The following is a 25,296-nucleotide window of genomic DNA, read 5'->3' on the forward strand; positions in this document are numbered from 1 at the left end:
GGCGCCTCAGCGCACCGGCGTCAGCTGGATCCTCTCCACCGTTTCCTTCTCGACAGCGCCGCGACTGTAGACCAGCGGCACGTACTTGCCTTCGAGCCACAGCGGCGCCAGGTCGCGGTAGTTCGGGCTCTCCGGGTTGCCCGACTGGCCCGGCGTGTTGATGACGCGCGAGGCATCCCAGTTGCCCACGTCCAGCACCATGCGGAACGACGCGCCCGCCGTCAGCTTGTAGTCGCTGGCCCGATAGGTGGCCGCCATCGGCGTGAAGGAAGAGCCGGACATCGGCCAGTCGCCCACGTCGAGTTTCTTGCGCGTGGCGGCATCGACCACACCGCCCAGCGGATGGCGGAACTCGGCGCGGTGCAGCACGCCCCACTTCCAGGTCGCGGGGTCGGGGCCGAGCTTGGTGGTGAGCTCCTGCATCGCTGCCGGCAGTGTCTTCAGTAGCAGTGCATCGCGCTGCTCGTTCGTGACCCAGCCGAACGGGTTCTCCAGCAACAGCACCATGCGCGTGTTGTCGCCGGGCGCGGCCAGCGCGGCGCCGGCATCGCCCGCGCCGGCCTTCAGCACGGCGGCGCGCAGGGGCTTGCTGCTCCACACCTCGTACAGCGCGGCGGCTGCGCTGTCGCGGTCCATGGTGCCGTCCCAGCCTTGCAGCATGCGCAGCGCGGTCGTCGTTTGCGCGTCATCGCTGCGCAAGCCGGCGAGCAGCTTCAGCACGCGCTGCGCGGGCGTCGCGACGATGTCGTTCTGCATGCGCTCCGAGTCCTCGACGGAGAAGCGCGAGCCTGCCGCCACCTTGGCCGCGAACAGCTCCTTGAGCCGCCGCGCACGCGCCGCGTCGCTCCACTCGTAGCCCACGCCCTTCTTCGCGGCGGGATGGTCGGGCGGAATGTTGTTCTCGTTGGCGGTCACCACATAGCCGCGCGCCGGGTTGAACTCCGAAGGCAGCTCATCGCCGTTGCGGAAGCCCGACCACTCGTAGCGGCCGTCGCCGGGCACCGGCATCAGCCCGTCCCAGTTGGGCCGGATGGGCGTGAGGCCGCCGGGAATCCAGCCGACGTTGCCGCTCGTGTCCGCATAGACCTGGTTCTCGCCGGGCGCGCCCCAGCGGTTCATGGCGGCGCGGAACTGGTCCCAGTTGCGCGCGCGCATGTAGTCCATCGAACCGAAGTACGGCGCCATGCCGGGCTCCAGCCATGCCGCGCGCAGCGCGAACGCACGCTGCTTGCCGGGCTCGGCCAGCAGCACCGGGCCATGGCGCGTGAAGGTGTTGACCACCTCGCGCGGCGCGCTCTCGCCCTTGACCGCGATGCGTTCGGTGACGCGCACCATCGGCTCCCAGCGGCCCTGGTAGCGGTACTCGTTGGCATTGCGCGGGTTGAGCTGGTACACGTACAGGTCTTCCTGGTCCATGTAGAAGCGCGTGAGGCCGAAGGCGATGGTGCCGTTGTGCCCTATCGACAGGCCCGGCAGGAAGGGCTCGCCCGCGCCGATGGCGTCCATGCCCGGTGCGCTCAGGTGCGTCATGTAGCGCAGGCTGGGCGCGCTGTGGGCCCGGTGCGGGTCGTTGGCCAGGATGGGGCGGCCGGTGGACGTGAGCTTCGGCGAGATCACCCAGTTGTTGCTGCCGTAGGCGCCAGTCGGGTCGCCTTGCGAGGCCTGCTGTTCATCCGCTTCGGCAGCGCTGCCGGGCAACATCGCCACTGGTGACGCGAGCCGCGTGTTGGCCTTGGTGAACTGCGGCGACTCGGTCGCGCGCATGTAGGCCGCGCGCAATTCGGCCGCGGGAATGGTGCACGGGTCGAGCCCCGGTGGCACGCGCGGGTTGATCGGTGGATCGAGCTCGCGGCGCAGCCAGTCGGCCTTGATGCCGGCGCCGCCCGCGCAGTAAGCACGGGCGCGATCGATCTCCGATGTGAAGTTGAGCGTGAGGCCGTGGTGCCGGATGCGCACCACGTCTTCGGGCGACCACGTGGCCGGCTGGTAGCCCAGCAGCGCGAACTCCGGCGGCAGCAGCGAAGGCTGCGCGCGCACCTGCGCCACGTAGGCGTTGACGCCGGCCGTGAAGGCCTCGGCCACGCGCTTGGCGTCGGAGCCGTAGGCCAGCCACTCGCGGTACATGTCGCCGCGATAGAGCACGGCGCGCGCGGCGCGGTCGTTCTCGACCCATGCTGGGCCGAAGTCCTTCGCCATTTCGCCGAGGCCGCGCTTGCGCCAGAGGTCCATCTGCCACAGGCGGTCGCGCGCGGCAATGAAGCCCTGTGCCACGAAGGCGTCGTAGAGCGTGCCCGCATAAAGATGCGGCACGCCCCAGCGGTCGACCAGCACCTCGGCCGGCTTCTCGAGCCCGGGCACGGCGAACGATGAGGAAGGACGCGTGGGCGTCTGCGAACCGGGAAGCCCCGACGCGCAACCCGCGAGCACGAAGGCCGCGAGCGCAACGGCGCCGAAAGAATGCCTTTGACCTAACGAGCGCCGCGATGCGGGGCGCAGGTTTGTTCTTTTCATGTGTCTCGTCTCCTGCCTTGTTGTAGATGGCAGGGCACAGTATCCCGATTTGCGCCTTGCGTGGGCGTTACAAGGCATGACTTGTAGACTGGGCGCCATGCAGCAAACACCCTCCATCCCCTCCTGCAGCGGCTGGCTCGGCGGCGCAATCCGCCGCATCGAGGCCGACTACCAGCGCAGCGCCGACACGCACCTGATCCCGCTGCCCCTGCCCTCGTTCGCCGCGCACGGCATCGACATGTACCTGAAGGATGAATCGACGCACCCCACCGGCAGCCTCAAGCATCGGCTCGCACGTTCGCTCTTTCTCTATGCGCTGTGCAACGGCTGGGTGCGCGAAGGCACGACCATCGTCGAGGCCTCGAGCGGTTCGACGGCCGTGAGCGAGGCCTACTTCGCGCGGCTGCTGGGCCTGCCCTTCATCGCGGTGATGCCGCGCACCACCTCGCCCGAGAAGATCGCGCAGATCGCCTTCTACGGCGCGAGCTGCCATTTCGTGGACCATGCCTCGCAGGTGTACGAAGAGGCCCGCGCGCTGGCCGAGCGCACCGGCGGCCACTACATGGACCAGTTCACGTATGCCGAGCGCGCGACCGACTGGCGCGGCAACAACAACATTGCCGAGAGCATGTTCCAGCAGATGTCGCGCGAGCGGCATCCGGTGCCGAAGTGGATCGTCGTGGGTGCGGGCACGGGCGGCACCAGCGCGACCATCGGGCGCTACCTGCGCTATCGCTGCCACGACACGCAGGTGTGCGTGCCCGACCCCGAGGGCTCGGTGTTCTCGGCCTACCACCGCACGGGCGACGCCACGCTGACGGCCGCCGGCTCGCGCATCGAAGGCATCGGCCGGCCGCGCGTGGAGCCCAGCTTCATCCGCACGCTGGTCGACCGGATGATCGACGTGCCGAACCTCGATTCGGTGGCGGCTATGCATGCGTTGTCGGCGCTGCTGGGCCGCAAGGTCGGGCCGTCGACGGGCACCAACTTCGTCGGCATGCTGGCCGTGGCGCAGGAGATGCGCGCGGCCGGGCAGCAGGGCTCCATTCTTTCGCTGCTGTGCGATGCGGGCGAGCGCTACCTGCCGAGCTACCACGACGCGGCGTGGGTGCAGAACGCCTTCGGCGACATCGGCCCGGCGCAGCAGCGCATCGACGCGCTGGTGGCGTCGTGACGCCTCTCGCATCACGGCTGTCGCGTCGCGGCCTGCTGCTGGCGGCGCTCGCGGCGGGGCCTCTGGCGGCATGGGCATTGCCCGAGCGCCGGCTGGAGTTTCCGCGCGACTTCGGCAGTCACCCTGATCTGCACACCGAGTGGTGGTACATCACCGGCCATGCGAAGACGCCGGCGGGGCGCGAGTTCGGCTTTCAGGTGACCTTCTTCCGCTCGCGCGTCGAGGCCACGCAGGGCATGCGCTCGGCCTTCGCGGCGAAGCATCTCGTGTTCGCGCACGCGGCCGTCACCGATCTCCAAGGCCGCGTGCTGCTGCATGACCAGCGCATCGCGCGCGCGGGCTTCGGTGTTGCGGAGGCGAGCACGAGCGACACCGACGTGCGCATCCGCGACTGGTCGCTGGCGCGCGAGAACGGCCTCTACGTCGCACGCATTCCGGCCGGCGAGTTCTCGCTCGACCTGCGCTTCACGCCGACGCAGCCGGTGCTGCTGCAAGGCAACGCCGGCCTCTCGCGCAAGGGGCCTGATGAATCGCAGGCGAGCTATTACTACAGCGAGCCGCAACTCAAGGCACAGGGCAAGCTCACGCTCAAGGGACAGGCCTTCGACGTGGGCGGCACCGCGTGGCTCGACCACGAATGGAGCGAGGCGCTGATGCACCCCGAGGCCGTGGGTTGGGACTGGATCGGCATGAACCTTGATGACGGCAGCGCGCTCACCGCCTTCCATCTGCGGCGCAGCGACGGCAGTGCGCTGTGGGGCGGCGGTTCGTTCCGCCCGCGCGACGGCGTGGCTCGCATCTTCAGGAACGACGAAGTCCGCTTCGAGAGCCTCAAGACCTGGGACAGCCCGCGCACGCAGGCAAAGTACCCGACGCAATGGCGCGTGCAGACACCCGCGGGCAACTTCGAAGTGCGTGCCCTGCTCGACGACCAGGAGCTGGACAGCCGCGGCTCGACCGGCGGCGTGTACTGGGAAGGCGTGAGTGACCTGCTCGATGCGCAGGGGCGACGTGTCGGCCGTGGCTATCTGGAGATGACGGGCTACGCGGCGCCGCTGCGGCTGTAGTCCTTGTGCGTTTCTAGGGGCGTGTGTTCGTTCGGGGTGCGTGCGAATGACACCGGGTACTCCCCTCCGCGAATGTCCCCCGCCTTCGGCTCCTCCTTTATTTCGCTGCGGGGAGTACCCGGTGCCACTCGCACATGAGCGCGGCTCTTGTGCCGGCCGAACGACCGCTGCGTCCATCGATCACGTCGATGGTGTGCTCTGCGCAGCGAAATAAAGGAGGAGGCCGCAGGCCGGGGGACATTCGCGGAGCAGAGCACACCGTCGGCGTGATCGCGCCCCAAACATCGCAACATCACCACAACATTCCAAAAAGAAAACGGTAGAGTGCATCCGTTTTCCGGCCGGAATCGTAAGTCCCCCCATGAACACCCATCACCACCTGAAAACGCTGGTCATCGCCAGTGCCCTGCTGTCGATCAGCACCTCCTTCGCCATCGCAGCGCCGCCCGACGTCGCGCTCAAACCGCTGGAGACCACGGAATCCGTGATCAGCGACATCAGCGCGAGCGATCGCACGCGTCCTTTCCTGCCCGGAGAAAAACTGCTGTACTTCACGAACATCAAGAACGGGGACCAGGTGAAGTCACCGTTTCGCGTCGCGTTCGTGGCTTCGGGCATGGGGGTCTCGCCCGTGGTCGCCGGCGACATCAAGAACACCGGCCATCACCACATCCTGATCGACATGCCGCTGCCGGTGGATATCAAGGCGCCGATTCCCTTCGACAAGCCCGACGAGTACCTGCACCAGCACTACAAGCACTATGGGAACGGAGAAACGGAAGCCGTGCTCGACCTGCCGCCCGGCAAGCACAAGCTGCGCCTGCTGTTCGCCAACCACGCGCACGTGCCGTACTACGTGGCCAGCCGGGAGATCGAGATCACCGTGCTTCCGAAGGCCAACTAGCAGCCCCTCGCGACAGGCGCATTCAGTGCGGAGAGCCTGAACCGCGCCCCTTGCGCCGCTCGATGAACGCAATGATCTCGCCCATGATCCCCTTGCGGAATACCAGCACGCAGGTCACGAAGATCAGGCCCGTGACCATGGTCACCGACTCGCCCAGCGTGTTGAAACAGTCGATCGTCGTGATACGCGCCAGGAAGTTGCCGAGTTCGCCGAACTTGTTCATTGGTTTGACAAATAGCCCCCCAGAGCTATTCGAGTACGTTCTTTCGGCGCTTGCCATTCATCCGAATCGAATTTAGAGGTCACTGGCCACAGCCACCGCTGAAGCTGTAACTGTTGTAGCGGCGTAGAAGAACTGACAACCGGACGACTCCCCCGTGCGTTGGGAAAAATTACCAGAACCCTAAAACAGAGGATCCCCACCATGAAGATTCGACTTGCCGTGCTGGCCGTGGCCGGCGCCCTTTCCATCCTTGCGAGCCCCCTTGCCGCCAACGCGCAGGTCTCGGTGAACATCAACGTGCCCGGGCTGGTGATGACAGCACCGCCGCCGCCACGCTACGAACCCCTGCCACCACCGCGCGGCGGCTTCGTCTGGGTGCCGGGCCGCTGGGCCTGGGATGGCCGAGCCTACGCATGGCGCCAGGGCGGCTGGCAGCCCGAACGCGCGGGCTACGCCTATGCCCCGGGCCGCTGGGTCGAGGACCGCGGCGGCTGGCGCTGGACCGAAGGCGACTGGCGCCGGCGCGAGGCGTACCGTGAAGCGCGCCGCGAACGCGAGTGGGAAGAAGACCATCGCCGCCGCGACCACGATCGCGACTATCGGCGCGGCCATGACCACAATCGCGACCGCGGCGATTTCTGCCCGCCCGGCCAGGCGAAAAAAGGCAACTGCTGATTCAATGAAAAAAAGGGAGCCGAGGCTCCCTTTTTCATTGCAGTTGCCTTGCTTGCTATTTGGCTCGTCGCCGCTCGATGAACGCGATGATCTCGCCCATGATCCCCTTGCGGAACGCCAGCACGCAGATCACGAAGATCAGGCCCGTGACCATGGTCACCGACTCGCCCAGCGTGTTGAACCAGTCGATCGTCGTGATGCGCGCCAGGAAGTTGCCGAGTTCGCCGATCTTGTTTTCGAGCAGCACCACCACGGCCGAGCCCACCAGCGGACCCGAAAGCGTGCCGAGGCCACCCACCAGCGTCATCAGGATGACCTGGCCCGAGGCGGTCCAGTGCACGTCCGACAGCGTGGCAAAGCCCAGCACCAGCGTCTTGAGCGAACCGGCCAGCCCCGAGAGCGCCGCCGAGATCACGAAGGCCAGCAGCTTGAAGCGGCTCACGTCGTAGCCCAGCGACAGCGCGCGCGGCTCGTTCTCCTTGATGCCCTTGAGCACCTGGCCGAAGGGCGAGTGGATGGTGCGCACGATCAGCAGGAAGGCCGCGACCACGATGACCAGAGCCACGTAGTACATCGTGAGGTCGTTCGACAGGTCGATCAGGCCGAAGAGCTTGCCGCGCGGCACGCCCTGCAGGCCGTCTTCGCCACCCGTGAACTTGGCCTGCAGCGCGACGAAGAACATCATCTGCGCGAGCGCCAGCGTGATCATCGCGAAGTAGATGCCCTGCCGGCGGATGGCCAGCACGCCGAAGAGCCAGCCGAGGAAAGCGCCGGTGAGCGTGCCCGCGATCAGGCCCAGCTCGGGCGTGAGGCCCCAGACCTTGATGGCATGGCCTGCGACGTATGCAGAGCCGCCCAGGAAGGCCGCGTGCCCGAAGGACAGCAGGCCCGTGAAGCCCAGCAGCAGGTTGAAGGCCGCGGCGAAGAGTGCGAAGCACATCAGCTTCATCACGAACACCGGGTAGGCACCGAAGAACGGTGCCAAGACCAGCGCGACCAGCAGCAAGATGTAGACGACGGTGGAGATTTTTTTCATGTTCATGCCGTTCGCCTTATTTTTCTTTGCCGAACAGGCCGGCGGGGCGAATCAACAGCACGATGACCATGATCACGAATACGACGGTAGACGATGCCTCGGGATAGAAAACCTTGGTGAGCCCTTCGATCACACCGAGCCCGAGGCCCGTGAGGATGGCGCCCATGATCGAACCCATGCCGCCGATCACCACCACGGCGAACACCACGATGATGAGGTTCTGCCCCATCAGCGGCGACACCTGCATCACTGGCGCGGCCAGCACGCCTGCGAAGGCCGCGAGCGCGCAGCCGAAGGCGTAGGTCAGCGTGATCATCAGCGGCACGTTGACGCCGAAGGCCTCCACGAGGCGCGGGTTCTCGGTGCCTGCGCGCAGGTAGGCGCCCAGGCGGGTCTTCTCGATCACGTACCAGGTCGCAAAGCAGATCACCAGCGACGCAACGACCACCCAGGCGCGGTAGTTCGGCAGCACCATGAAGCCCAGGTCGGTGGCGCTCGACAGCGCATCGGGCGCATCGTAGGGCAGCCCCGACACGCCGTAGATCGAGCGGAACACGCCTTCGATCAGCAGGGTGAGGCCCAGCGTGAGCAGCAGGCCGTAGAGGTGGTCGAGCTTGTAGATCCAGCGCAGCAGCAGGCGCTCGATGAGCACGCCGAAGATGCCGATGACGACGGGCGCCGCGATCAGCATCACCCAGTAGTTGATGCCGAGATACTCCATCGCCATCCACGTCAGGACGGCGCCGAGCATGAACAGCGCGCCGTGCGCGAAGTTGATGACGTTGAGCAGGCCGAAGATCACCGCCAGCCCGAGGCTCAGGATGGCGTAGAAGGAGCCGTTGACCAGCCCCAACAGGAGCTGGCTCAAAAGCGCGGGAAGGGAAATGGTCATAAGCGTTTCAACGAACCCGGGCGGCTGCGCGCCCGCGGGGGATCACTTCCACAGGGCGCACTTGCTCTCGGCCTTCGTCGTGAAGACGTCTTCGCCCTTGAGCTTCTGGATCACCTTGTAGTAGTCCCACGGCTGCTTGGATTCGGCCGGCGACTTGACCTGCACCAGGTACATGTCGTGCACGAAGCGGCCGTCGGCGCGCACCGTGCCCTTGGCGTAGAAGTCGTCGATGGGCGTGGCCTTGATCGTCTCCATCACCTTGTCGGCATCGACCGTCTTGGCGGCCTGCACGGCCTTCAGGTAGGTCATGGTGGCCGAGTAGTCGGCCGCCTGAATGTCGGTGGGCATGCGCTTGGTCTTCTCGAAGAAGCGCTTGCCGAAGGCGCGCGTCTTGTCGTCGAGGTTCCAGTCCCAGCTGGTGGTGAGCAGCAGGCCTTCGGTGTTCTTCAGGCCCAGACTGTGCACGTCGGTCACGAACACCAGCAGGCCGACCATCTTCATGGTCTTGGTGATGCCGAATTCCTTGGCAGCCTTGATCGAGTTGATGGTGTCGCCGCCAGCGTTGGCCAGCGCCAGCACCTGGGCCTTGGAGTTCTGCGCCTGCAGCAGGAACGAAGAGAAGTCGGAGGTGTTGAGCGGATGCTTCACGCTGCCCACCACGGTGCCGCCCTTTTCCTTCACGACCTTGGAGGCATCGGCCTCCAGCGCCTGGCCAAAGGCGTAGTCGGCCGTGAGGAAATACCAGCTCTTGTCGCCGCGCGCAATCACTGCGCTGCCGGTGCCCTTGGCCAGCGCCACGGTGTCGTAGGCGTAGTGCACGGTGTAGGGAGTGCACTGCTCGTTGGTGAGCGCCGAGCTGCCCGCGCCGTTCACGACGAATACGCGCTTCTTCTCCTGCGCCACCTTGGCCATGGCCAGGGCGGTGCCCGAGCTGGTGCCGCCGAACAGCATCGTCAGGCCCTGCGTGTCGATCCATTCGCGCGCCTTGGAGGCTGCGATGTCGGCCTTGTTCTGGTGGTCGGCCTGCAGCAGCTCGATGGGCATGCCGTTGACCTTGCCGCCGAAGTCGTCGATGGCCATCTGGATCGCGAGGGCGCCGTTCTTGCCCTCCACGTCCGCGTAGAGGCTCGACATGTCGGTGATGAAACCGATCTTGACCTTGTCCTGGGCCTGGGCTGCGCCGGCGGCCAGTGCTGCGGCGGCAAAAACGGCGGTGAAGGCGAATGCTTTTTTCATGAGAGGTCCTTGTGATCCTGAATGGGGGTCGATCGGCTGGTTATTTCCAGAGCGCGCACTTGGACTCGGCCTTGGTGGTGAACACCGTGTCGCCGGGCAGCTTCTTCACGAGCTTGTAGTAGTCCCACGGCGTCTTCGACTCCGAGGGCGACTTGACCTGCATCAGGTACATGTCGTGCACGTAGCGGCCGTCGGCGCGGATCTGGCCGGAGCCGAAGAAGTCGTTGAGCTTCATCTTCTTGAGCTCGGCCATGACCTTGTCGGCATCGTCCGACTTGGCCGCGTCCACGGCCTTCAGGTAGGTCATGGTGGCGGAGTAGTCGGCCGCCTGGATCTCGGTGGGCATGCGCTTGGTCTTGTCGAAGAAGCGCTTGGCGAACTTGCGCGTGTCGTCGTTCAGGTCCCAGTACCAGCTGGTGGTGAACTGCAGGCCTTCGGTGTTCTTCAGGCCCAGGCTGTGCACGTCGCTCAGGAAGATCAGCAGGCCGGCGAGCTTCATGGTCTTGCCGATGCCGAATTCCTTGGCGGCCTTGATGCTGTTGACGGTGTCGCCGCCCGCATTGGCCAGGCCGAGGATCTGTGCCTTGGAGTTCTGCGCCTGCAGCAGGAACGAGGAAAAGTCGGACGCGTTGAGCGGATGGCGCACCGAACCCACGATGGTGCCGCCCTTGGCCTTCACTACAGTGGAGGTGTCGGCTTCGAGCGCATGGCCGAAGGCGTAGTCGGCGGTCAGGAAGAACCAGGTCTTGCCACCGCCGTCGACCACGGCCGCGCCGGTGCCCTTGGCCAGCGCCACGGTGTCGTAGGCGTAGTGCACCGTGTAGGGCGAGCACTGTTCGTTGGTGAGTGCGGACGATGCGGCGCCGTTGTTGAAGTACACCCGCTTCTTCTCGGCCGCCACCTTCGCGAGCGCCAGGCCCACGCCGGAGTTGGTACCGCCGAACACCATGCTCAGGCCCTGCGTGTCGATCCACTCGCGTGCCTTGGAGGCGGCGATGTCGGGCTTGTTCTGGTGGTCCACCGTGAGCAGCTCGACCGGCTTGCCAGCCGCCTTGCCGCCGAAGTCGTCGATGGCCATCTGGATCGCGAGCGCGCCGTTCTTGCCTTCGAGGTCGGCATACAGGCTCGACATGTCGGTGATGAAGCCGATCTTGATCTTGTCCTGCGCCTGCGCATGGGCGGACGCTGCAAGCGCCAGTGCGCCGAAAGCCAGGGCGAATACGGTGAGCCGATTTTTCATGTTTGTCTCCAGCAGTAGCAACAGGTGAAAGAACCTCGAAGAACCTAGACGCCGAGCAGCTCGGTGAGCACGGGCATCTTGGCTTCGAGCTCGGCAGCGCCGAACTTCTCGACGATGCGGCCGTGCTCCATCACATAGAAGCGGTCGGCCAGCGGCGCGGCGAAGCGGAAGTTCTGCTCCACCATGACGATGGTGTAGCCCTTGGAGCGCAGCGTGGTGATCATGCGGGCCAGCGCCTGCACGATGACGGGCGCGAGGCCTTCGGAAATTTCGTCGAGCAGCAGCAGCTTGGCGCCCGTGCGCAGGATGCGCGCGACGGCCAGCATCTGCTGCTCGCCGCCCGACAGGCGCGTGCCCTGACTGTTGCGGCGCTCGGCCAAGTTGGGGAACATGGCGTAGATCTCTTCGACCGACATGCCCTGCCCCGCTCCCTTGAGTTCTGGCGGCAGCAGGAGGTTTTCTTCGCAAGACAGGCTGGCGAAGATGCCGCGCTCTTCCGGGCAGTAGCCGATGCCGAGGTGCGCGATGCGGTGCGTCGGCATGCCGATGGTTTCTTTGCCATTGACCTCGATGCTGCCCTTGCGCGCGCCGGTCAGGCCCATGATGGCCCGCAGCGTGGTGGTGCGGCCCGCGCCGTTGCGGCCCAGCAGCGTGACGACCTCGCCAGGCTGCACGACCATGTCGACGCCGTGCAGCACGTGCGATTCGCCGTACCAGGCTTGCAGGCCCTTGATCTCCAATGCGGCGGTCATCAGTGGGCCCCTTGGAGTTGGCCGTCGGTGGTGCCCATGTAGGCCTCCATCACCTGCGCGTTCTTCGAGACTTCGGCGTACGGGCCTTCGGCCAGCACGGCGCCGCGCTGCAGCACGGTGATGGTGTCGGCGATGGTCGAGACCACGCTCATGTTGTGTTCGACCATCAGGATGGTGCGTCCAGCCGACACGCGCTTGATGAGTTCGGCCACGCGATGCACATCTTCATGGCCCATGCCCTGCGTAGGTTCGTCGAGCAGCATCAGCTCGGGCTCCATGGCCAGCGTGGTCGCGATTTCGAGCGCGCGCTTGCGGCCGTAGGGCAGGTTCACCGTCTGTTCGTCGGCGAGTTCTTCGAGGCCGACTTCAGCCAGCAGCTCGCGGGCTCTGGCATCCAATGGCTTGAGCGACTTCTCGCTCTTCCAGAAGTGGTACGAGGTGCCGAGGCGTCGCTGCAACCCGAGGCGCACGTTCTCGAGCAGCGTGAGGTGCGGGAACACGGCCGAGATCTGGAACGAGCGGATGATGCCGCGCCGCGCAATCTGCGCAGGCCGCTCGCCGGTGATGTCCTGCCCGTTGAACAGGATCGTGCCGGTGGTCGGTTCGAGGAACTTGGTGAGCAGGTTGAAGCAGGTCGTCTTGCCGGCGCCGTTCGGACCGATGAGCGCGTGGATGGATCCGCGCACCACCGACAGGTCGACCTTGCTGACCGCCGTGAACCCTTTGAATTCCTTGGTGAGCTGGCGTGTTTCGAGAATGACGTCGCTCATCTCGCGAAGTCGCCCGGGTACGGAAAAAGAATGTCGGTCATGCGGTCCATCTCAATGCGCCACCATCGAGCGCGGACCGATTGTTCGTGGGCCTACCCCGCTTGCATACTGGGGCAAATGCCTATGCTGCAGTGCAACCTGCACGGACCGGCGCACATTCGAATCGGGGACTGTCGCTGCGACGACAAAGAAAGCTCCGCGGCATCGGAAACCCCAAGCCGGTGCGCACAGGGGTCTGCGTAGACTGCAGCCAACATGCCGGACTTCCGCTCTCCCGACTTCCTGACCGACCACATCCTGCACACGCTGGCCTTCTACGAGCCGCGCGACCTCGATGCCACGGGCGGCTTCTTTCATTTCTTCAAGGACGACGGCACGGTGTACGACCGGCGCACGCGTCATCTCGTGAGCAGCACGCGCTTCGTGTTCAACCATGCGATGGCGTATCGCCGCTTCGGCATTCCCGCACATCTTGCGGCCGCGCGGCACGGTCTTGCGTTCGTCGAGCATGCGCATCGGCAGCCGGGCGGCGGCTATGCATGGCAGATCGACTGGCACCAGCAGCGCGCCACCGTGCAGGACGGCACCAACCACTGCTACGGCCTTGACTTCGTGCTGCTCGCGCAAGCGCATGCGCTGATGGCAGGCATCGAAGAAGCGTATGCGGGGCTGGAGCACACCTGGCAACTGATGGAACAGCATTTCTGGGAATCACGCCACCAGCTCTACGCCGACGAGGCTACGGCCGACTGGCGCATCGGTGCCTATCGCGGGCAGAACGCCAACATGCACGCCTGCGAGGCCCTGATGGCCGCATTCGAAGCCACGCAGCAGACGCGCTACCTTGACCGCGCGCTGGCAGTGGCCGAATCCGTGACCGGCAAGCAGGCCGCGCTGGCCGAAGGGCTGGTCTGGGAGCACTACCGCGAAGACTGGTCGGTCGACTGGGACTACAACCGCGGCGACAAGACCAACATCTTCAGGCCCTGGGGCTTCCAGACCGGCCACCTGACGGAGTGGGCCAAGCTGCTGCTGCAGTTGGAAGGCCACCTCGCCACCAAGGACCGCACGGCCGACTGGATCGTGCCGCGCGCGCGGCATTTCTTCGACACCGCCATGTTCCGCGGCTGGGACGCCGACAACGGCGGGCTGGTCTACGGCTTCGGCCCCGACGGCAAGGTGTGCGACGGCGACAAGTACTTCTGGGTGCAGGCCGAGAGCTTCGCGGCGGCCGCCCTGCTCGCGGTGCGCACCGGCGAGGCCAGCTACTGGGACTGGTACGACAGCATCTGGGCCTACAGCTGGGAGCACTTCGTCGACCACCGGCACGGCGCCTGGTACCGCATCCTCACGCCGCAGAACCGGAAGATCAGCGACGAGAAGAGCCCCGCCGGCAAGACCGACTATCACACCATGGGCGCATGCCACGACGTGCTCAAGGCGCTGCGCAAATAAGAACCCCCATGAAGAAACCCCCAGGCTCCTCACGGAGGCTGGGGGTGATCGGTGTGAAGGCGATGCGCGGTCAGTGCGCGCCGGCTGCGGCGTCGCCGCCGGCACCGCCCTTCTGCGGCCTTGCCAGCCACACCAGCGGAATCAGCAGCAGGAACAGGATCGCCGACGCATAGAAGATGTCGTTCGTGGCCAGCATGTAGGCCTGCTGATCGACGATGCGATTGATCTGCCCCAGCACCTGGTCGGTGCTGAAGCCGCTGGCATTGAGCCCGGACATCGCACTCGTGGCTGCGTTATTGCCCTGGTTGATGGCTTCAGCCAGTTGCGTGTGATGCAGCGTCGCGCGGTTGTCCCACAGCGTGGTGGTGATCGACGTGCCCATCGCACCCGCGGTGATCCGCAGGAAGTTCGACAGCCCCGATGCGGCCGGGATGCGGTCGGGCGTGAGGCCTGACAGCGTGATGGTCACGAGCGGAATGAAGAAGAACGCCATCGCAATGCCCTGGATCACCGTCGGGATGATGATGGTGACGAAGTCGGCCTGCGTGTTGAAGTTCGACCGCATCCACAAAATCAGTGCGAACACCAGGAACGAGAAGGTCGCATAGCGGCGCGGGTCGATCTTGGCCACCGTGAGCCCGACGATCGGCGAGAAGAAGATCGCCAGCAGCCCCACGGGCGCCATGATCATCCCCGCCTGCGTGGCGGTGTAGCCCATCCACTGCTGCAGCCACAGCGGCAGCAGCACCACGTTGCCGAAGAACAGGCCGTAGGCCACGGCCGTTGCCACGGCGCCCGACCAGAAGTTGCGGCGCTTGAACAGCGACAGGTCGACCACCGGGTGCTTGTCGGTCAGCTCCCAGACCAGGAAGAACGCAAAGCCGACCACGGCCACCACAGCCAGCGTGACGATCTGTGCCGAGTGGAACCAGTCGAGCTCCTTGCCCTTGTCGAGCATCAGCTGCATCGAGCCCACCCACAGCACCAGCAGCGCGAGGCCGATGGCGTCGATCGGCACCTTGTGCGTGCTGCTCTCGCGCTTGTGGTACAGCGTCCAGGTGATGGCCGCCGCGACAATGCCCACGGGAATGTTGATGTAGAAGATCCACGGCCACGAGATGTTGTCGGTGATCCAGCCGCCAAGCAGCGGCCCCATCACCGGCGCGACCAGCGTGGTCATCGACCACATGGCCATTGCGAGGCCGGCCTTGGCGCGCGGATAGCTCGACAGCAGCAGCGTCTGCGACAGCGGAATCATCGGGCCCGCAACAAAGCCCTGCAGCGCGCGAAAGGCGATCAGCGTCGTCATGTTCGGCGCCAGGCCGCACAGCAGCGAGGCGACCATGAACAGGATCACGCTGGCCATGAACAGGCGCACCTGTCCGAAGCGCTGCGTCATGAAGCCCGTGAGCGGCACCGCGATGGCGTTGGCCACCGCGAAGCTGGTGATGACCCAGGTGCCTTGCGTGGTGCTCACGCCCAGGTCGCCCGAGATGGCGGGCAACGACACGTTCGCAATCGACGAATCGAGCACGTTCATGAAGGTTGCCGCAGACAGCGCTACCGTGCCCCAGACGCGGGCTGCGCCTTCGAGCGGTGGATGCGCAACGTAAGCAGGAGCAGCGGTGGCCATTGCGGTCGCGCGAACTGTTTGCCTGAGTTACCCGAGGGAAGCGCGGGCGATCAGCCCGGCTGCCCTTGCACTGCCACCGATGCCGCGGCGGGCGCGCTCGACGGTGCCGCCGAGCCCTTCGACGGCGCGGTGGCCGTGGCCGGTGCACTGCGGCCGAGGTTGGCCGCGACGATGCGGTCGACTTCGGCGTCGGCGCCGCGGTCGAGCTGGCTGTAGACCTGCGTCTGCGTCAGCGCGGTGGCGCGCGGTGCGTCGGCGAGCATCTTGCCGGTCTTGGACGAGATGTCGACTTCAGCGTCCATCGACAGGCCGATGCGCAGCGGGTTAGCCTTGAGCTGCTCGGGGTCGAGCGCGATGCGCACGGGCACGCGCTGCACCACCTTGATCCAGTTGCCGGTGGCGTTCTGCGCGGGCAGCAGCGCGAACGCGCTGCCGGTGCCAACGCCGAGGCCCGCGACCTTGCCGGTGTATTCGACCTTCTTGCCGTACACGTCGGCCGTGAGCTTCACGGGCTGGTCGATACGGATGTTGCGCAGCTGCACTTCCTTGAAGTTGGCGTCGACCCACAGCTGGTTGAGCGGCACGATCGACATCATCGGCGTGCCGGCGGCCACGCGCTGGCCGAGCTGCACCGTGCGCTTGGCAACGTAGCCGTCGACCGGTGCGGGCATGGCCACGCGTTGAGTGGCGAGGTAGGCCTCGCGCACCTTGGCGGCGGCGGCCAGCACGCTCGGGTGCTGGGCCACGCTGGTGCCGTCGGTCAGCGACTGGTTGCTGACCAGCGCTTCCTTCGCGGCGACCACGCCGGCCTGCGCAGCGGCGAGCGCACTCTTGGCGGTGTCGAGTTGCGTCTCGGCGTGGTTGAGTTCTTCCTTCGACACGGCGCCGTTGCCCGACAGCGCGCGGCGGCGCTGCAGGTCGTCCTGCGCCTTGGCGATGTCGCTCTGCGCCTTCACGATGTCGGACTGGCGCAGCGTGACCTGCGCGGCCAGCGAGCCGTTGTTGGCGTACAGCGTGCGCACCTGGCGCACGGCCTGCGCGAGCGCGGCTTCGGCCTGTTCGAGCGACACCTTGGCATCGGCCGGGTCGAGCTGCACCAGCGGCTGGCCGGCCTTCACGAAGTCGGTGTCATCGGCGCCGATGGCCATCACGGTGCCGCCGATCTGCGGCGTGATCTGGATGACGTTGCCCTGCACGTAGGCGTTGTCCGTGTCCTCGTAGTGGCTGGCAACCAGCCATTCGTAGAGGCCCCAGCCGCCGCCGACGACGATCACCACCGCGGCAAGCGCGGTGAGTGCGCGGCGGCGCTTGCCGTTGCCGGCGGGTGCCTCGGGGGCTGCAGGAGCTGCAGCTGCAGCGGGCGTCGGAGTGTTGTTGTCGCTCATGATGAAGTTCTTTCCGAAGACGAGGGAGTCGGGTCAGTTCTGGTCGGTTCTTGTTCAGTTCACTGCGGCCGCGGGGGCCGAAGCGGTGGCCATGGCCGGGGGCTGCCAGCCGCCGCCCAGTGCGCGCGCCAGGCCCACCTGCGTGTCGAGCGCGCGGGCGGCGAGATCGACGGCCAGCCGGCGCTGCGCCAGCACGGAGGTTTCCGCGGTCAGCACGTTGAGGTAGTTGCCGAGGCCCGCGCGGTAGCGCTGCACGGCGATGTCGTAGGCGCCTTCGGCAGCGGTCTGCGCGGCGCGTTGTTCGGTTTGCTGGCGAGTGATCGACTGCGCGCTCGTGACCTGGTCGGCTGCGTCGCGCACCGCGTCGAGCACGGTGGCGTTGTAGCTTTCGATGGCCACGTCGAGGTCGGCCGACTTGCCGCGCAGGTTGGCGCGCAGCTTGCCGCCTTCGAAGATCGGCAGGCTGATGGCCGGGCCCACGCCCCACTGCTCGCTGCCCGACTTCAGCAGCTTGCCGAAGCCCAGGCTCTGGAAGCCGACGAAGGCCGTGAGGTTCACGTTGGGATAGAAGAGCGTCTTGGCGTTGGCCACGTCGCTCGTGGCGGCCTCGACGCGCCAACGCGCGGCGGCGATGTCGGCGCGGCGGCCGAGCAGATCGGCCGGAATGCTGCCCTGCAGTGCAATCGGCTTGACGCCGGCCAGCACGGGCGGCTTGAGCGATGCCGACACATTCGGCTGGCCGACGAGCGCGTCGAGCGCGTGTTGCTGCAGCGCGATCTGCTCGTTGAGCGATTCGATCTGCTGGCGTGCCTCGGGCAGGCCGCCTTCGCTCTGGCGCAGTTCGAGGCGGGTGTCGAGGCCGGCGGACACGCGGTCGCGCACGAGCTTGAGCGTTTCGTCGCGCTGCGCCAGCGTGCGCTGGGCGACGGTGAGCTGGTCGTTCAGGCGCGCCCATTGAAAGTAGCTGCGTGCCACGTTGCTCGCGAGCAGCACGCGGGCGGCGTCCGCATCGGCGGCCGCGGCATTCGCCGAGCCGATGGCGGCGTCGAGCGCGGTGCGGTTCTTGCCGAAGAAGTCGAGCTCCCAGCTGGCGCCGAGCTGCAGCAGACCGATGTTCTGCGTGGAGCCGCCCAGCGGTGCGGGGTAGATGTAGTTGCTGTTGAACTTCTGGCGATTCAGGTCGAGTTCGGCGCTGACCTGGGGCTTGAGGGCCGAGCCGGCGATGTCGGCGGAGGCCTGCGCACGCGCGAGGCGGGCTTGCGCGACCTGCAGGTTGGGGTTGCCGGCCACGGCCTGGTCGATCAGCGAATTGAGCTGCGTGTCGCCGAAGGCGAGCCACCATTGGCTGTCGAGGCGGGACACCGGCGCCGCGGCGCTGTCGGGCGCGATGCCCAGCGACGAGGCGTCGCGCAGCTTGGCCTGCGAGCCGATGCCGGCCATGTCGGCACAGCCGGCAAGTGCGACCACGAGCAATGCTGCGGCCACGACGGGGGTGCGACGCACAGCGCGCACGGCGAGGGAATCAGTCATTTTTATCTCCACGGGCCGCGAGGGCCTGGGCGTTGTCGAGGATGCGGCGCAAGTAACCCTTGAGCTGCTCCCATTCTTCGGCGCTGAAGCCAGCAAGGTGTTCGTTCTGTACACGGCTCAGCACGTAAGGCACTTCCTTGGCGGCGGCACGGCCTTCGTCGGTGAGTTCGATGTTGACCACGCGGCGGTCTTCGAGCGAGCGCACGCGGCGGCACAGGCCCTTGGCTTCGAGGCGGTCGAGCAGGCGCGTCATGGCGCCGGTGTCGAGCTCGCAGGCGCGGGCCAGTTCGGCCACGGTGGTGGCGGCGCCGGTGTGCAATTTGTATAGAGGCACCCATTGCGGATAGGTCGGGCCGCCAGGCTCGCACATGCGGGTTTCTACTGCCTGACCGACCGCAGTGACGATGCGGCGCATCAGGTAACCGATGCTGTCTTCGGTCGAATAAGTCTCCGCGCGATAGAAGACAGGCGGGCGACGCTCAGCGTCGGCGGGGGCCGACGAGGCTTCTGGGGTGTTTGCATCGCTCATGGTCGAAATATTAGCTGCCTCGGCAGTAATTGTCAAGGCCGCCTTTGTGGAGGCAAGGGATCGTTAGAATCGGCGCATGGCTTCTACCCCACCGTCTTCCATGGCCAAGGGCTCGCCCCGGTCGCTGTCGGGCCTGAGCCCTTTTCTTCGGCCCTACCGCGTGCAGATCGTGCTGGCGGCCCTCTTTCTGGTGCTGGCGGCGGTCACCACGCTGGTTTTTCCTATCGCATTGCGCAGTCTGATTGACGGCGGCTTGATCAGCACGGACAAAGGCGCCCAGACCATGGCGCTGCGCGAGCACTTCGGCGCCCTCTTCGCCGTGGCCGTGGCGCTGGGCGTTTTCTCGGCGGCGCGCTTCTATACGGTGAGCTGGCTGGGCGAGCGCGTGACCGCCGACATCCGCAACGCGGTCTACGGCCATGTGCTGAAACAGAGTCCCGTCTTCTTCGAAACCACGCAGACCGGCGAAGTGCTGTCGCGCCTGACGGCCGACACCACGCTGGTGCAGACGGTCGTCGGCTCGTCGCTGAGCATGGGCCTGCGCAACGCGGTGATGGGCGTGGGCGCCCTAGCGGTGCTGATCTGGACCAATCCTTACGTGATGGTGCAGGTGCTGGGCATCCTCGTGCTGGTGGTGCTGCCGAGCATGTGGTTCGGTCGCCGCGTGCGCAAGCTGTCGCGCGCCAGCCAGGACCGCGTGGCCGATTCGAGCGCCATCGCCGCCGAGGTGCTGAACGCAATCCCGGTGGTGCAGAGCTACACGGCTGAAGGCCGCGAGGCAGCGCGCTTCAACGGCTCAACCGAGAACGCCTTCCGCACCGCCGTGCGCCGCACCAAGGCGCGGTCGGTGCTGGTGGCGTTCATCATCATCGCGACCTCGGCAGCGCTGCTCTGGGGCCTCTATCAAGGCACGCAGGCGGTGCTGCGCGGCGACATCACGGCCGGCCACCTGGGTCAGACCGTCGTCTACGTCGCCATCCTGGCCAGCGCGACTGCGGTGCTCGGAGAGGTGTATGGCGACCTGCTGCGCGCCGCCGGCGCGACCGAGCGGCTGATGGAGTTGCTGCATGCGCCCGCGGCCATCTTTTCGCCGCCGAGCCCGACGGTCACGCCCGTCCCCGTGGCGGGCAGCACGATCAAATTCGATGCTGTGACCTTCCATTACCCGTCGCGGCCAAGCACGCCGGCACTGCGTGACTTCAGCCTCGAAGTCGCACCGGGCGAAACCGTGGCGCTGGTGGGATCGAGCGGCGCGGGCAAGAGCACGGTGTTCCAGTTGCTGCTGCGCTACTACGACCCGCAATCGGGACGCCTGCTGCTCGACGGCGCGCCGCTGGCCTCGCTCGCCCTGCCCGACCTGCGCACCCGCATCGGCCTCGTGCCGCAGGACGCCGTGATCTTCTCGACCACCGCATTCGAGAACATCCGCTACGGCCGTCCCGAGGCGACGGCCGATGAAGTGCATGCCGCCGCCCGCGCCGCCTTCGCCCACGACTTCCTGCAGGCGCTGCCCGAGGGCTACGACACCTTCCTCGGCGAGCGCGGCGTGCGCCTGTCGGGCGGACAGCGCCAGCGCATCGCGATCGCGCGCGCGATCCTGAAGAACCCGCCGCTGCTGCTGCTCGACGAAGCCACGAGCGCGCTCGATGCGGAAAGCGAACGCATGGTGCAGGCGGCCTTGGAATCGGCAATGGAGAACCGGACCACGCTGGTGATCGCGCACCGGCTGGCAACGGTGCAGAAGGCCGACCGCATCGTGGTGCTGGACCACGGCGGAATCGTCGAGCAGGGAACGCATGCGACGCTGGTCGCGCAGGGTGGCGTGTACGCGCGCCTGGCAGCGCTGCAGTTCACGGCCTGAGCGGCCGCGACCGGCTGATCGATTACTGCAGGGTTTCTTTCAGCGCCGCCGGAATCGGCAGCGCCATCACCGGGATGCCTTCATCGAGCAGCGCTTCAGTCTGCTCCGGCGTCGCCTGGCCACGAATGCCGCGCTCCTGGGCTTCGCCGTAGTGCATCTTGCGGGCTTCGTCGGCAAAGCGGTCGCCGACGTCTTCTGTCTTTGCCAGCACCTCGCGCACGGCGCGCATCCAGCGGGCTTCAGGCGAGAGTTCAGCAGGAACGTTGGAGGCAGCAGCCGCAGCGGGCGCTGCCGCTTCCTGCGGCGCCTTGGCATTGCCCAGATTGAGGCGCGGCGCGCTCAGCAGCTTGACGATGGCGGTGTCGCCACAGACCGGGCATTCGACCAGCCCGCTAGCCAACTGGCTGTCGAAGGCTTCGTTGGACGCGAACCAGCCCTCGAAGCCGTGGCCGTGTGCGCAGCGGAGATTGAGGACCTTCATGCGGGGATTATCCCGCGCCGCCTTCTGCCGGGGCGGCCTGCCAATCCAGTGCCCATGCGCCCGAAAGGACGTTCTGCAGCCAGAGCGTGCAGGTCAGCGTCTTGGCGTCAGTCACTTTGCCGTCGCGGCACCAGCCGGCCAGCTCGTTGGGCGTGGCCGTGAACACGTCGAGAAACTCGCCATGGTCGAGCTTCCGCTCACCGAGCGAGAGGCCACGCGCAAAGTAGATGTGGATGATTTCAGTCGAGTACGCCACCGCCAGATGCATCGCACCCGCATACGCCCATTCGCGCGCGGTGTAGCCGGTTTCCTCGATCAGTTCGCGCCGACCGCAGTCGAACGGGTCTTCGCCCGCGTCGAGCTTGCCCGCCGGAAATTCGATCATCACGTGGCCGACCGGATAGCGGAACTGCCGCTCCAGCACCACGCGGCCGTCGTCCAGCAGCGGAATCACCACCACGGCGCCCGGGTGCACCACGTACTCGCGCGTGGCGCTGTGGCCGTCGGGCAGCCGGATGGTGTCGCGCCTGGCCTCCAGGAACTTGCCCTTGAACAGCTCTTCGCGGCTCTTGAGCTCTTCCTTCAGGTGGGAATCGGTGGTGTCGATGGGCGTGATCATGTCGTCCTCGTCAATGCCTGTGCTTCATCAGATAGCGCCAGGTGAACCCTGGAAAGGCCAGCACGATGAACAGCGCGCCGGTCACCGCATAGAACTCCCAACCCTGCGGGGCGATCTGCCCTGCCCTGCGCTCGAACAGCAACCCGATGCCGCCGGCCACAAAGTACAAGACCACCAGTTCGGCGAAGCGCACCGCGAGCGACTTGGGTTTCGTCGCCAGCGGCACGACGCCGAACAGGCGGTCATTGAAGAACGGCAGATTGGCGGCCACCAGGGCCACCAGCAGAACGACCCAGACCGACGCGGTTTGCGACACCAGGTCGGCCGCGTCAGTGGGCCAGGGTTGCCACGATCGCGTCGTAGCAGAGCGTCATCAGGCCACCGGGCACGATGCCCAGGATCAGGATCAGCGCGCCGTTGATCGTGAGCACGGTGCGCACGTCGCGCGGTGCGGACACGGTAGTGGCCGTGACGGGCGCGTCGAAGTACATGACCTTGACCACGCGCAGGTAGTAGAACGCGCCGATCAGCGACATCATCACCGCGAACACGGCCAAGCCGATATAGATGGCGTGGCCCGAGGCGATCAACGCCTGCAGCACGGCCAGCTTCGCGTAGAAGCCGACCAGCGGCGGCAAGCCGGCCAGCGAGAACATCGCAATGGCCATCACGCCGGCGTACAGCGGGCTGCGCTGGTTCAGGCCAGCCAGGTCGGTGATCTCTTCGCTTTCGAAGCCTTCGCGCGCCAGCAGCAGGATGATGCCGAAGCTCGCCAGCGTGGTCAGCACGTAGGTCACGATGTAGAACATCGAGGCGCTGTAGGCGTACTGGGCGTTGTAGGTGCCCTGCTGATCCGAGCCGGCGACCAGGCCGAGGAGCATGAAGCCCATCTGCGAGATCGTCGAGTAGGCCAGCATGCGCTTCAGGTTGCTCTGCGCAATGGCGGCCAGGTTGCCGACCAGCAGTGAGGCAATGGCCAGCACGGCCAGCATCTGCTGCCAGTCGATGGCCAGCGGCTGCAGCGCGTCAACCAGCAAACGGATGATGATGGCGAAGGCAGCCAGCTCGGGCGCGGCGCCGATCAGCAGCGTGATCGCCGTCGGAGCGCCCTGGTAGACGTCAGGCACCCACATGTGGAACGGCGCAGCGCCCACCTTGAAGGCCAGGCCAGCCACGATGAACACCAGGCCGAACACCAGCACCTGGTGGTTCACCTTGCCGCTCGCGATGGTCTTGAACACTTCGTTGACGTCGAGCGAGCCGGTCGCGCCGTACATCATCGACAGGCCGTACAGCAGGAAGCCGCTGGCCATGGCGCCGAGCACGAAGTACTTCATGGCAGCTTCGCTGGCCACCGCGTTGTCGCGGCGCAGCGCCACCAGCGCGTAGCTCGACAGCGTGAGCAGTTCGAGGCCCAGGTAGATCAGCAGGAAGTTGCTGCCCGAGATCATCACGAACATGCCCAGCAGCGCGAACATGCTGACGGTGAACATCTCGCCGCCGCGCAGCATCTCGCGGTCGGCCGCATAGGGACGGCCGTAGACCAGCGTGACCATCAGGGCGACGGTGGCAAAGCACTTGAGCCAGTTGCCCATCGGGTCGCTGACGACCATGCCGCCGAAGCCGTAGATCGTCTTGGCGTCCAGGGCCTGCAGGCCCGACAGCACGGCGACCACGGCCAGCGTGAGCAGCGTCAGCACATAAGTGCGGGTACGGCGCGGGCTCGTGTCCGACAGGTCGACCAGCGCAATGATGCAGGCCATGACCAGCAACACGATTTCGGGGTAGATCGTGACCCAGCTGAGTTTGTCAATCATCTCGTTCTCTTCTTCAGCGTGGCATCAGGAAGGCAGCTTCGAAACTGCCACGTGGCGCAGGAGCTCGGTAACCGAGGCGTCCATCGCATCGGTGAACGGCTTCGGGAACAGGCCCATCCACAGCACGGCGATGGCCAGCAGTGCCAGCATCAGGAACTCGCGGGCGTTGATGTCGCTGAGTTCCTTGACGTGGTCGTTGCCGACCGGGCCCAGGTACACACGCTTGTACATCCAGAGGGTGTAGGCGGCACCGAAGATCAGTGCGGTGGCTGCGCCTGCGCCGATCCAGAAGTTGGCCTTCACGGCGCCCAGAATCACCATCCACTCCCCCACGAAACCAGCGGTGCCCGGCAGGCCGCAGTTGGCCATGGCGAACAGCAGCGCGAACGCGGCGAACTTGGGCATGGTGTTAACCACACCGCCGTAGTCGGCGATCTGGCGCGAGTGCACGCGGTCGTACAGCACGCCGATGCCCAGGAACATGGCGCCCGACACGAAGCCGTGCGCAATCATCTGCACGATGCCGCCGGACACGCCGAGCTCGTTGAAGATGAAGAAGCCGAGCGTCACGAAGCCCATGTGGGCCACCGACGAGTAAGCCACCAGCTTCTTCATGTCCTGCTGCACCAGTGCCACCAGGCCGACGTAGATCACCGCGATCAGCGACAGCGCGATCATGAGCCAGGCCCATTCGTGCGAGGCGTCGGGCGCGATGGGCATCGAGAAGCGCAGGAAGCCATAGGCACCCAGCTTCAGCATGATCGCGGCCAGCACGGCCGAACCGCCGGTGGGCGCCTCGACGTGCACGTCGGGCAGCCAGGTGTGCACCGGCCACATCGGCACCTTCACCGCGAAGGCCGCGAAGAAGGCGAAGAACAGGAAGGTCTGCGCGGTCGACCCCAGCGGCAGCTTGTGCCAGGCCAGGATGTCAAAGCTGCCGCCCGACTTGTTGTACAGGAAGATCAGCGCCACCAGCATCAGCAGCGAGCCGAGCAAGGTGTAGATGAAGAACTTGAACGCCGCGTAGATCTTGTTCGGACCGCCCCAGATGCCGATGATCAGGTACATCGGGATCAGCGTGGCTTCGAAGAACACGTAGAACAGCACGCCGTCGAGCGCGGAGAACACGCCGATCATGAAGCCCGACAGGATCAGGAACGCGCCCATGTACTGGTTCACGCGCTCGGTGATCACCTCCCAGGCCGAGATCACCACGACGACCGTGATGAACGACGTCAGCAGCACCAGCCAGAGCGACAGACCGTCGATCCCGAGGTGGTAATTGACGTTGAAGCGCGCGATCCAGCCCGTCTTTTCGACGAACTGCATTGCGGCAGTGCCGTTCTGGAAACGCGTGAACAGCGGCACCGTGACCAGGAAGCTCACGATGGCACCGACTAGCGCGACCCAGCGCACGCCCTTGGCATGCTCGTCACGGCCAAACGCCAGCAGCACGGCGCCGAATGCGATCGGCACCCAGATGGCAAGGCTCAACAAACCCATTTT

At 66.1% G+C, this 25,296-nt stretch carries 21 protein-coding genes and 2 pseudogenes; 6 read left to right on the top strand and 17 right to left on the bottom strand.

The genetic code is table 11. The annotated features are described in order from the left end of the window. Positions 1 to 6: 6 nt before the first annotated feature. Positions 7 to 2,511 carry a penicillin acylase family protein gene (locus ACSFBF_RS27530; protein WP_435472519.1) on the bottom strand — a complete coding sequence of 835 codons (2,505 nt, stop codon included), beginning with the start codon at positions 2,509 to 2,511 and terminating at the stop codon, positions 7 to 9. Positions 2,512 to 2,608: 97 nt separating this feature from the next. On the opposite strand from ACSFBF_RS27530, the gene ACSFBF_RS27535 reads away from it, so the two are divergent. The 3 genes from ACSFBF_RS27535 (at position 2,609) to ACSFBF_RS27545 (ending at position 5,656) form a co-directional block, all read left to right on the top strand. Continuing rightward, the gene (locus ACSFBF_RS27535; protein ID WP_435472521.1) at positions 2,609 to 3,685 is read left to right on the top strand and encodes a PLP-dependent cysteine synthase family protein; all 1,077 of its coding nucleotides are present in this window, start codon (positions 2,609 to 2,611) and stop codon (positions 3,683 to 3,685) included. Beyond that, positions 3,682 to 4,752 carry a lipocalin-like domain-containing protein gene (locus ACSFBF_RS27540; RefSeq protein WP_435472523.1) on the top strand — a complete coding sequence of 357 codons (1,071 nt, stop codon included), beginning with the start codon at positions 3,682 to 3,684 and terminating at the stop codon, positions 4,750 to 4,752. The genes ACSFBF_RS27535 and ACSFBF_RS27540 overlap by 4 nt, the downstream gene beginning before the upstream one ends. A 361-nt stretch (positions 4,753 to 5,113) precedes the next feature. Then, positions 5,114 to 5,656, top strand: coding sequence for a DUF4399 domain-containing protein (locus ACSFBF_RS27545; RefSeq protein WP_435472525.1), 543 nt, complete (start codon positions 5,114 to 5,116; stop codon positions 5,654 to 5,656). Between the two features lie 22 nt (positions 5,657 to 5,678). On the opposite strand, the pseudogene ACSFBF_RS27550 reads toward ACSFBF_RS27545, so the two are convergent. Further along, positions 5,679 to 5,876, bottom strand: a pseudogene (locus ACSFBF_RS27550) (branched-chain amino acid ABC transporter permease); the annotation flags it as partial. A gap of 204 nt (positions 5,877 to 6,080) precedes the next feature. On the opposite strand from ACSFBF_RS27550, the gene ACSFBF_RS27555 reads away from it, so the two are divergent. Next, positions 6,081 to 6,554 carry a hypothetical protein gene (locus ACSFBF_RS27555; protein WP_435472526.1) on the top strand — a complete coding sequence of 158 codons (474 nt, stop codon included), beginning with the start codon at positions 6,081 to 6,083 and terminating at the stop codon, positions 6,552 to 6,554. A gap of 55 nt (positions 6,555 to 6,609) precedes the next feature. Here the strand turns inward: ACSFBF_RS27555 and ACSFBF_RS27560 are convergent, their stop codons facing one another. From ACSFBF_RS27560 to ACSFBF_RS27585, 6 genes are read right to left on the bottom strand one after another with little or no spacing between them, the layout of a single operon-like run. Then, positions 6,610 to 7,596: a branched-chain amino acid ABC transporter permease gene (locus ACSFBF_RS27560; protein ID WP_435472528.1), complete on the bottom strand. Its 987-nt coding sequence runs from the start codon at positions 7,594 to 7,596 to the stop codon at positions 6,610 to 6,612. 10 nt (positions 7,597 to 7,606) lie between these two features. Next, positions 7,607 to 8,482: a branched-chain amino acid ABC transporter permease gene (locus ACSFBF_RS27565; protein WP_435472530.1), complete on the bottom strand. Its 876-nt coding sequence runs from the start codon at positions 8,480 to 8,482 to the stop codon at positions 7,607 to 7,609. A gap of 42 nt (positions 8,483 to 8,524) precedes the next feature. Further along, positions 8,525 to 9,718 carry an ABC transporter substrate-binding protein gene (locus ACSFBF_RS27570; protein WP_435472532.1) on the bottom strand — a complete coding sequence of 398 codons (1,194 nt, stop codon included), beginning with the start codon at positions 9,716 to 9,718 and terminating at the stop codon, positions 8,525 to 8,527. Between the two features lie 40 nt (positions 9,719 to 9,758). Further along, positions 9,759 to 10,958, bottom strand: coding sequence for an ABC transporter substrate-binding protein (locus ACSFBF_RS27575; protein ID WP_435472534.1), 1,200 nt, complete (start codon positions 10,956 to 10,958; stop codon positions 9,759 to 9,761). 44 nt (positions 10,959 to 11,002) lie between these two features. Then, positions 11,003 to 11,710, bottom strand: coding sequence for an ABC transporter ATP-binding protein (locus ACSFBF_RS27580; RefSeq protein WP_093079937.1), 708 nt, complete (start codon positions 11,708 to 11,710; stop codon positions 11,003 to 11,005). Then, positions 11,710 to 12,480 carry an ABC transporter ATP-binding protein gene (locus ACSFBF_RS27585; RefSeq protein WP_435472537.1) on the bottom strand — a complete coding sequence of 257 codons (771 nt, stop codon included), beginning with the start codon at positions 12,478 to 12,480 and terminating at the stop codon, positions 11,710 to 11,712. The genes ACSFBF_RS27580 and ACSFBF_RS27585 overlap by 1 nt, the downstream gene beginning before the upstream one ends. A 255-nt stretch (positions 12,481 to 12,735) precedes the next feature. Here ACSFBF_RS27585 and ACSFBF_RS27590 point away from each other — a divergent pair, with 255 nt between their 5' ends. Next, positions 12,736 to 13,935 (top strand): AGE family epimerase/isomerase, encoded by a 1,200-nt coding sequence (locus tag ACSFBF_RS27590; RefSeq protein ID WP_435472539.1) that lies wholly within the window; start codon positions 12,736 to 12,738, stop codon positions 13,933 to 13,935. A gap of 70 nt (positions 13,936 to 14,005) precedes the next feature. On the opposite strand, the pseudogene ACSFBF_RS27595 reads toward ACSFBF_RS27590, so the two are convergent. From ACSFBF_RS27595 to ACSFBF_RS27610, 4 genes and pseudogenes are all read right to left on the bottom strand, one after another. Next, a pseudogene (locus tag ACSFBF_RS27595) lies at positions 14,006 to 15,571 on the bottom strand (DHA2 family efflux MFS transporter permease subunit); the annotation flags it as partial. 47 nt (positions 15,572 to 15,618) lie between these two features. Beyond that, entirely contained in the window at positions 15,619 to 16,953 is a 1,335-nt protein-coding gene (locus ACSFBF_RS27600; protein WP_435472541.1) for an HlyD family secretion protein, read from the bottom strand. Positions 16,954 to 17,007: 54 nt separating this feature from the next. Beyond that, positions 17,008 to 18,483, bottom strand: a complete 1,476-nt coding sequence (locus ACSFBF_RS27605; RefSeq protein ID WP_435472543.1) for an efflux transporter outer membrane subunit — start codon at positions 18,481 to 18,483, stop codon at positions 17,008 to 17,010. After that, entirely contained in the window at positions 18,476 to 19,012 is a 537-nt protein-coding gene (locus ACSFBF_RS27610; RefSeq protein ID WP_258350159.1) for a MarR family winged helix-turn-helix transcriptional regulator, read from the bottom strand. Before ACSFBF_RS27610 ends, ACSFBF_RS27605 begins: the two co-directional genes overlap by 8 nt. A 76-nt stretch (positions 19,013 to 19,088) precedes the next feature. On the opposite strand from ACSFBF_RS27610, the gene ACSFBF_RS27615 reads away from it, so the two are divergent. Further along, positions 19,089 to 20,873 (top strand): ABC transporter transmembrane domain-containing protein, encoded by a 1,785-nt coding sequence (locus tag ACSFBF_RS27615; protein ID WP_435472545.1) that lies wholly within the window; start codon positions 19,089 to 19,091, stop codon positions 20,871 to 20,873. Positions 20,874 to 20,895: 22 nt separating this feature from the next. On the opposite strand, the gene ACSFBF_RS27620 is transcribed toward ACSFBF_RS27615, so the two are convergent. Genes ACSFBF_RS27620 through ACSFBF_RS27640 form a run of 5 tightly spaced genes read right to left on the bottom strand, consistent with a single transcriptional unit; the run spans position 20,896 to position 25,293 of the window. Then, complete coding sequence (locus ACSFBF_RS27620) at positions 20,896 to 21,354, bottom strand: DUF1178 family protein (RefSeq protein ID WP_435472547.1); 459 nt, start codon at positions 21,352 to 21,354, stop codon at positions 20,896 to 20,898. A 7-nt stretch (positions 21,355 to 21,361) separates the two neighbouring features. After that, positions 21,362 to 21,973: an NUDIX domain-containing protein gene (locus tag ACSFBF_RS27625; RefSeq protein WP_435472549.1), complete on the bottom strand. Its 612-nt coding sequence runs from the start codon at positions 21,971 to 21,973 to the stop codon at positions 21,362 to 21,364. A gap of 10 nt (positions 21,974 to 21,983) precedes the next feature. Then, complete coding sequence (locus ACSFBF_RS27630; protein ID WP_435472551.1) at positions 21,984 to 22,289, bottom strand: DUF2818 family protein; 306 nt, start codon at positions 22,287 to 22,289, stop codon at positions 21,984 to 21,986. Positions 22,290 to 22,302: 13 nt separating this feature from the next. Beyond that, positions 22,303 to 23,790 (bottom strand): NADH-quinone oxidoreductase subunit NuoN, encoded by a 1,488-nt coding sequence (gene nuoN / locus ACSFBF_RS27635; protein ID WP_435472553.1) that lies wholly within the window; start codon positions 23,788 to 23,790, stop codon positions 22,303 to 22,305. A gap of 24 nt (positions 23,791 to 23,814) precedes the next feature. Next, the gene (locus ACSFBF_RS27640) at positions 23,815 to 25,293 is read right to left on the bottom strand and encodes an NADH-quinone oxidoreductase subunit M (protein WP_435472555.1); all 1,479 of its coding nucleotides are present in this window, start codon (positions 25,291 to 25,293) and stop codon (positions 23,815 to 23,817) included. Between the last annotated feature and the right edge of the window lie 3 nt (positions 25,294 to 25,296).

The organism is Variovorax nivicola (genome assembly GCF_051216475.1).
Classification (GTDB): domain Bacteria; phylum Pseudomonadota; class Gammaproteobacteria; order Burkholderiales; family Burkholderiaceae_C; genus Variovorax.

Coding starts and splice junctions, on each gene's coding strand:
- ACSFBF_RS27530 (WP_435472519.1), bottom strand. CDS start 2,511: ATGAAAAGAACAAACCTGCGCCCCGCATCGCGGCGCTCGTTAGGTCAA.
- ACSFBF_RS27535 (WP_435472521.1), top strand. CDS start 2,609: ATGCAGCAAACACCCTCCATCCCCTCCTGCAGCGGCTGGCTCGGCGGC.
- ACSFBF_RS27545 (WP_435472525.1), top strand. CDS start 5,114: ATGAACACCCATCACCACCTGAAAACGCTGGTCATCGCCAGTGCCCTG.
- ACSFBF_RS27555 (WP_435472526.1), top strand. CDS start 6,081: ATGAAGATTCGACTTGCCGTGCTGGCCGTGGCCGGCGCCCTTTCCATC.
- ACSFBF_RS27560 (WP_435472528.1), bottom strand. CDS start 7,596: ATGAACATGAAAAAAATCTCCACCGTCGTCTACATCTTGCTGCTGGTC.
- ACSFBF_RS27565 (WP_435472530.1), bottom strand. CDS start 8,482: ATGACCATTTCCCTTCCCGCGCTTTTGAGCCAGCTCCTGTTGGGGCTG.
- ACSFBF_RS27570 (WP_435472532.1), bottom strand. CDS start 9,718: ATGAAAAAAGCATTCGCCTTCACCGCCGTTTTTGCCGCCGCAGCACTG.
- ACSFBF_RS27575 (WP_435472534.1), bottom strand. CDS start 10,958: ATGAAAAATCGGCTCACCGTATTCGCCCTGGCTTTCGGCGCACTGGCG.
- ACSFBF_RS27580 (WP_093079937.1), bottom strand. CDS start 11,710: ATGACCGCCGCATTGGAGATCAAGGGCCTGCAAGCCTGGTACGGCGAA.
- ACSFBF_RS27585 (WP_435472537.1), bottom strand. CDS start 12,480: ATGAGCGACGTCATTCTCGAAACACGCCAGCTCACCAAGGAATTCAAA.
- ACSFBF_RS27590 (WP_435472539.1), top strand. CDS start 12,736: ATGCCGGACTTCCGCTCTCCCGACTTCCTGACCGACCACATCCTGCAC.
- ACSFBF_RS27600 (WP_435472541.1), bottom strand. CDS start 16,953: ATGAGCGACAACAACACTCCGACGCCCGCTGCAGCTGCAGCTCCTGCA.
- ACSFBF_RS27605 (WP_435472543.1), bottom strand. CDS start 18,483: ATGACTGATTCCCTCGCCGTGCGCGCTGTGCGTCGCACCCCCGTCGTG.
- ACSFBF_RS27610 (WP_258350159.1), bottom strand. CDS start 19,012: ATGAGCGATGCAAACACCCCAGAAGCCTCGTCGGCCCCCGCCGACGCT.
- ACSFBF_RS27615 (WP_435472545.1), top strand. CDS start 19,089: ATGGCTTCTACCCCACCGTCTTCCATGGCCAAGGGCTCGCCCCGGTCG.
- ACSFBF_RS27620 (WP_435472547.1), bottom strand. CDS start 21,354: ATGAAGGTCCTCAATCTCCGCTGCGCACACGGCCACGGCTTCGAGGGC.
- ACSFBF_RS27625 (WP_435472549.1), bottom strand. CDS start 21,973: ATGATCACGCCCATCGACACCACCGATTCCCACCTGAAGGAAGAGCTC.
- nuoN (WP_435472553.1), bottom strand. CDS start 23,790: ATGATTGACAAACTCAGCTGGGTCACGATCTACCCCGAAATCGTGTTG.
- ACSFBF_RS27640 (WP_435472555.1), bottom strand. CDS start 25,293: ATGGGTTTGTTGAGCCTTGCCATCTGGGTGCCGATCGCATTCGGCGCC.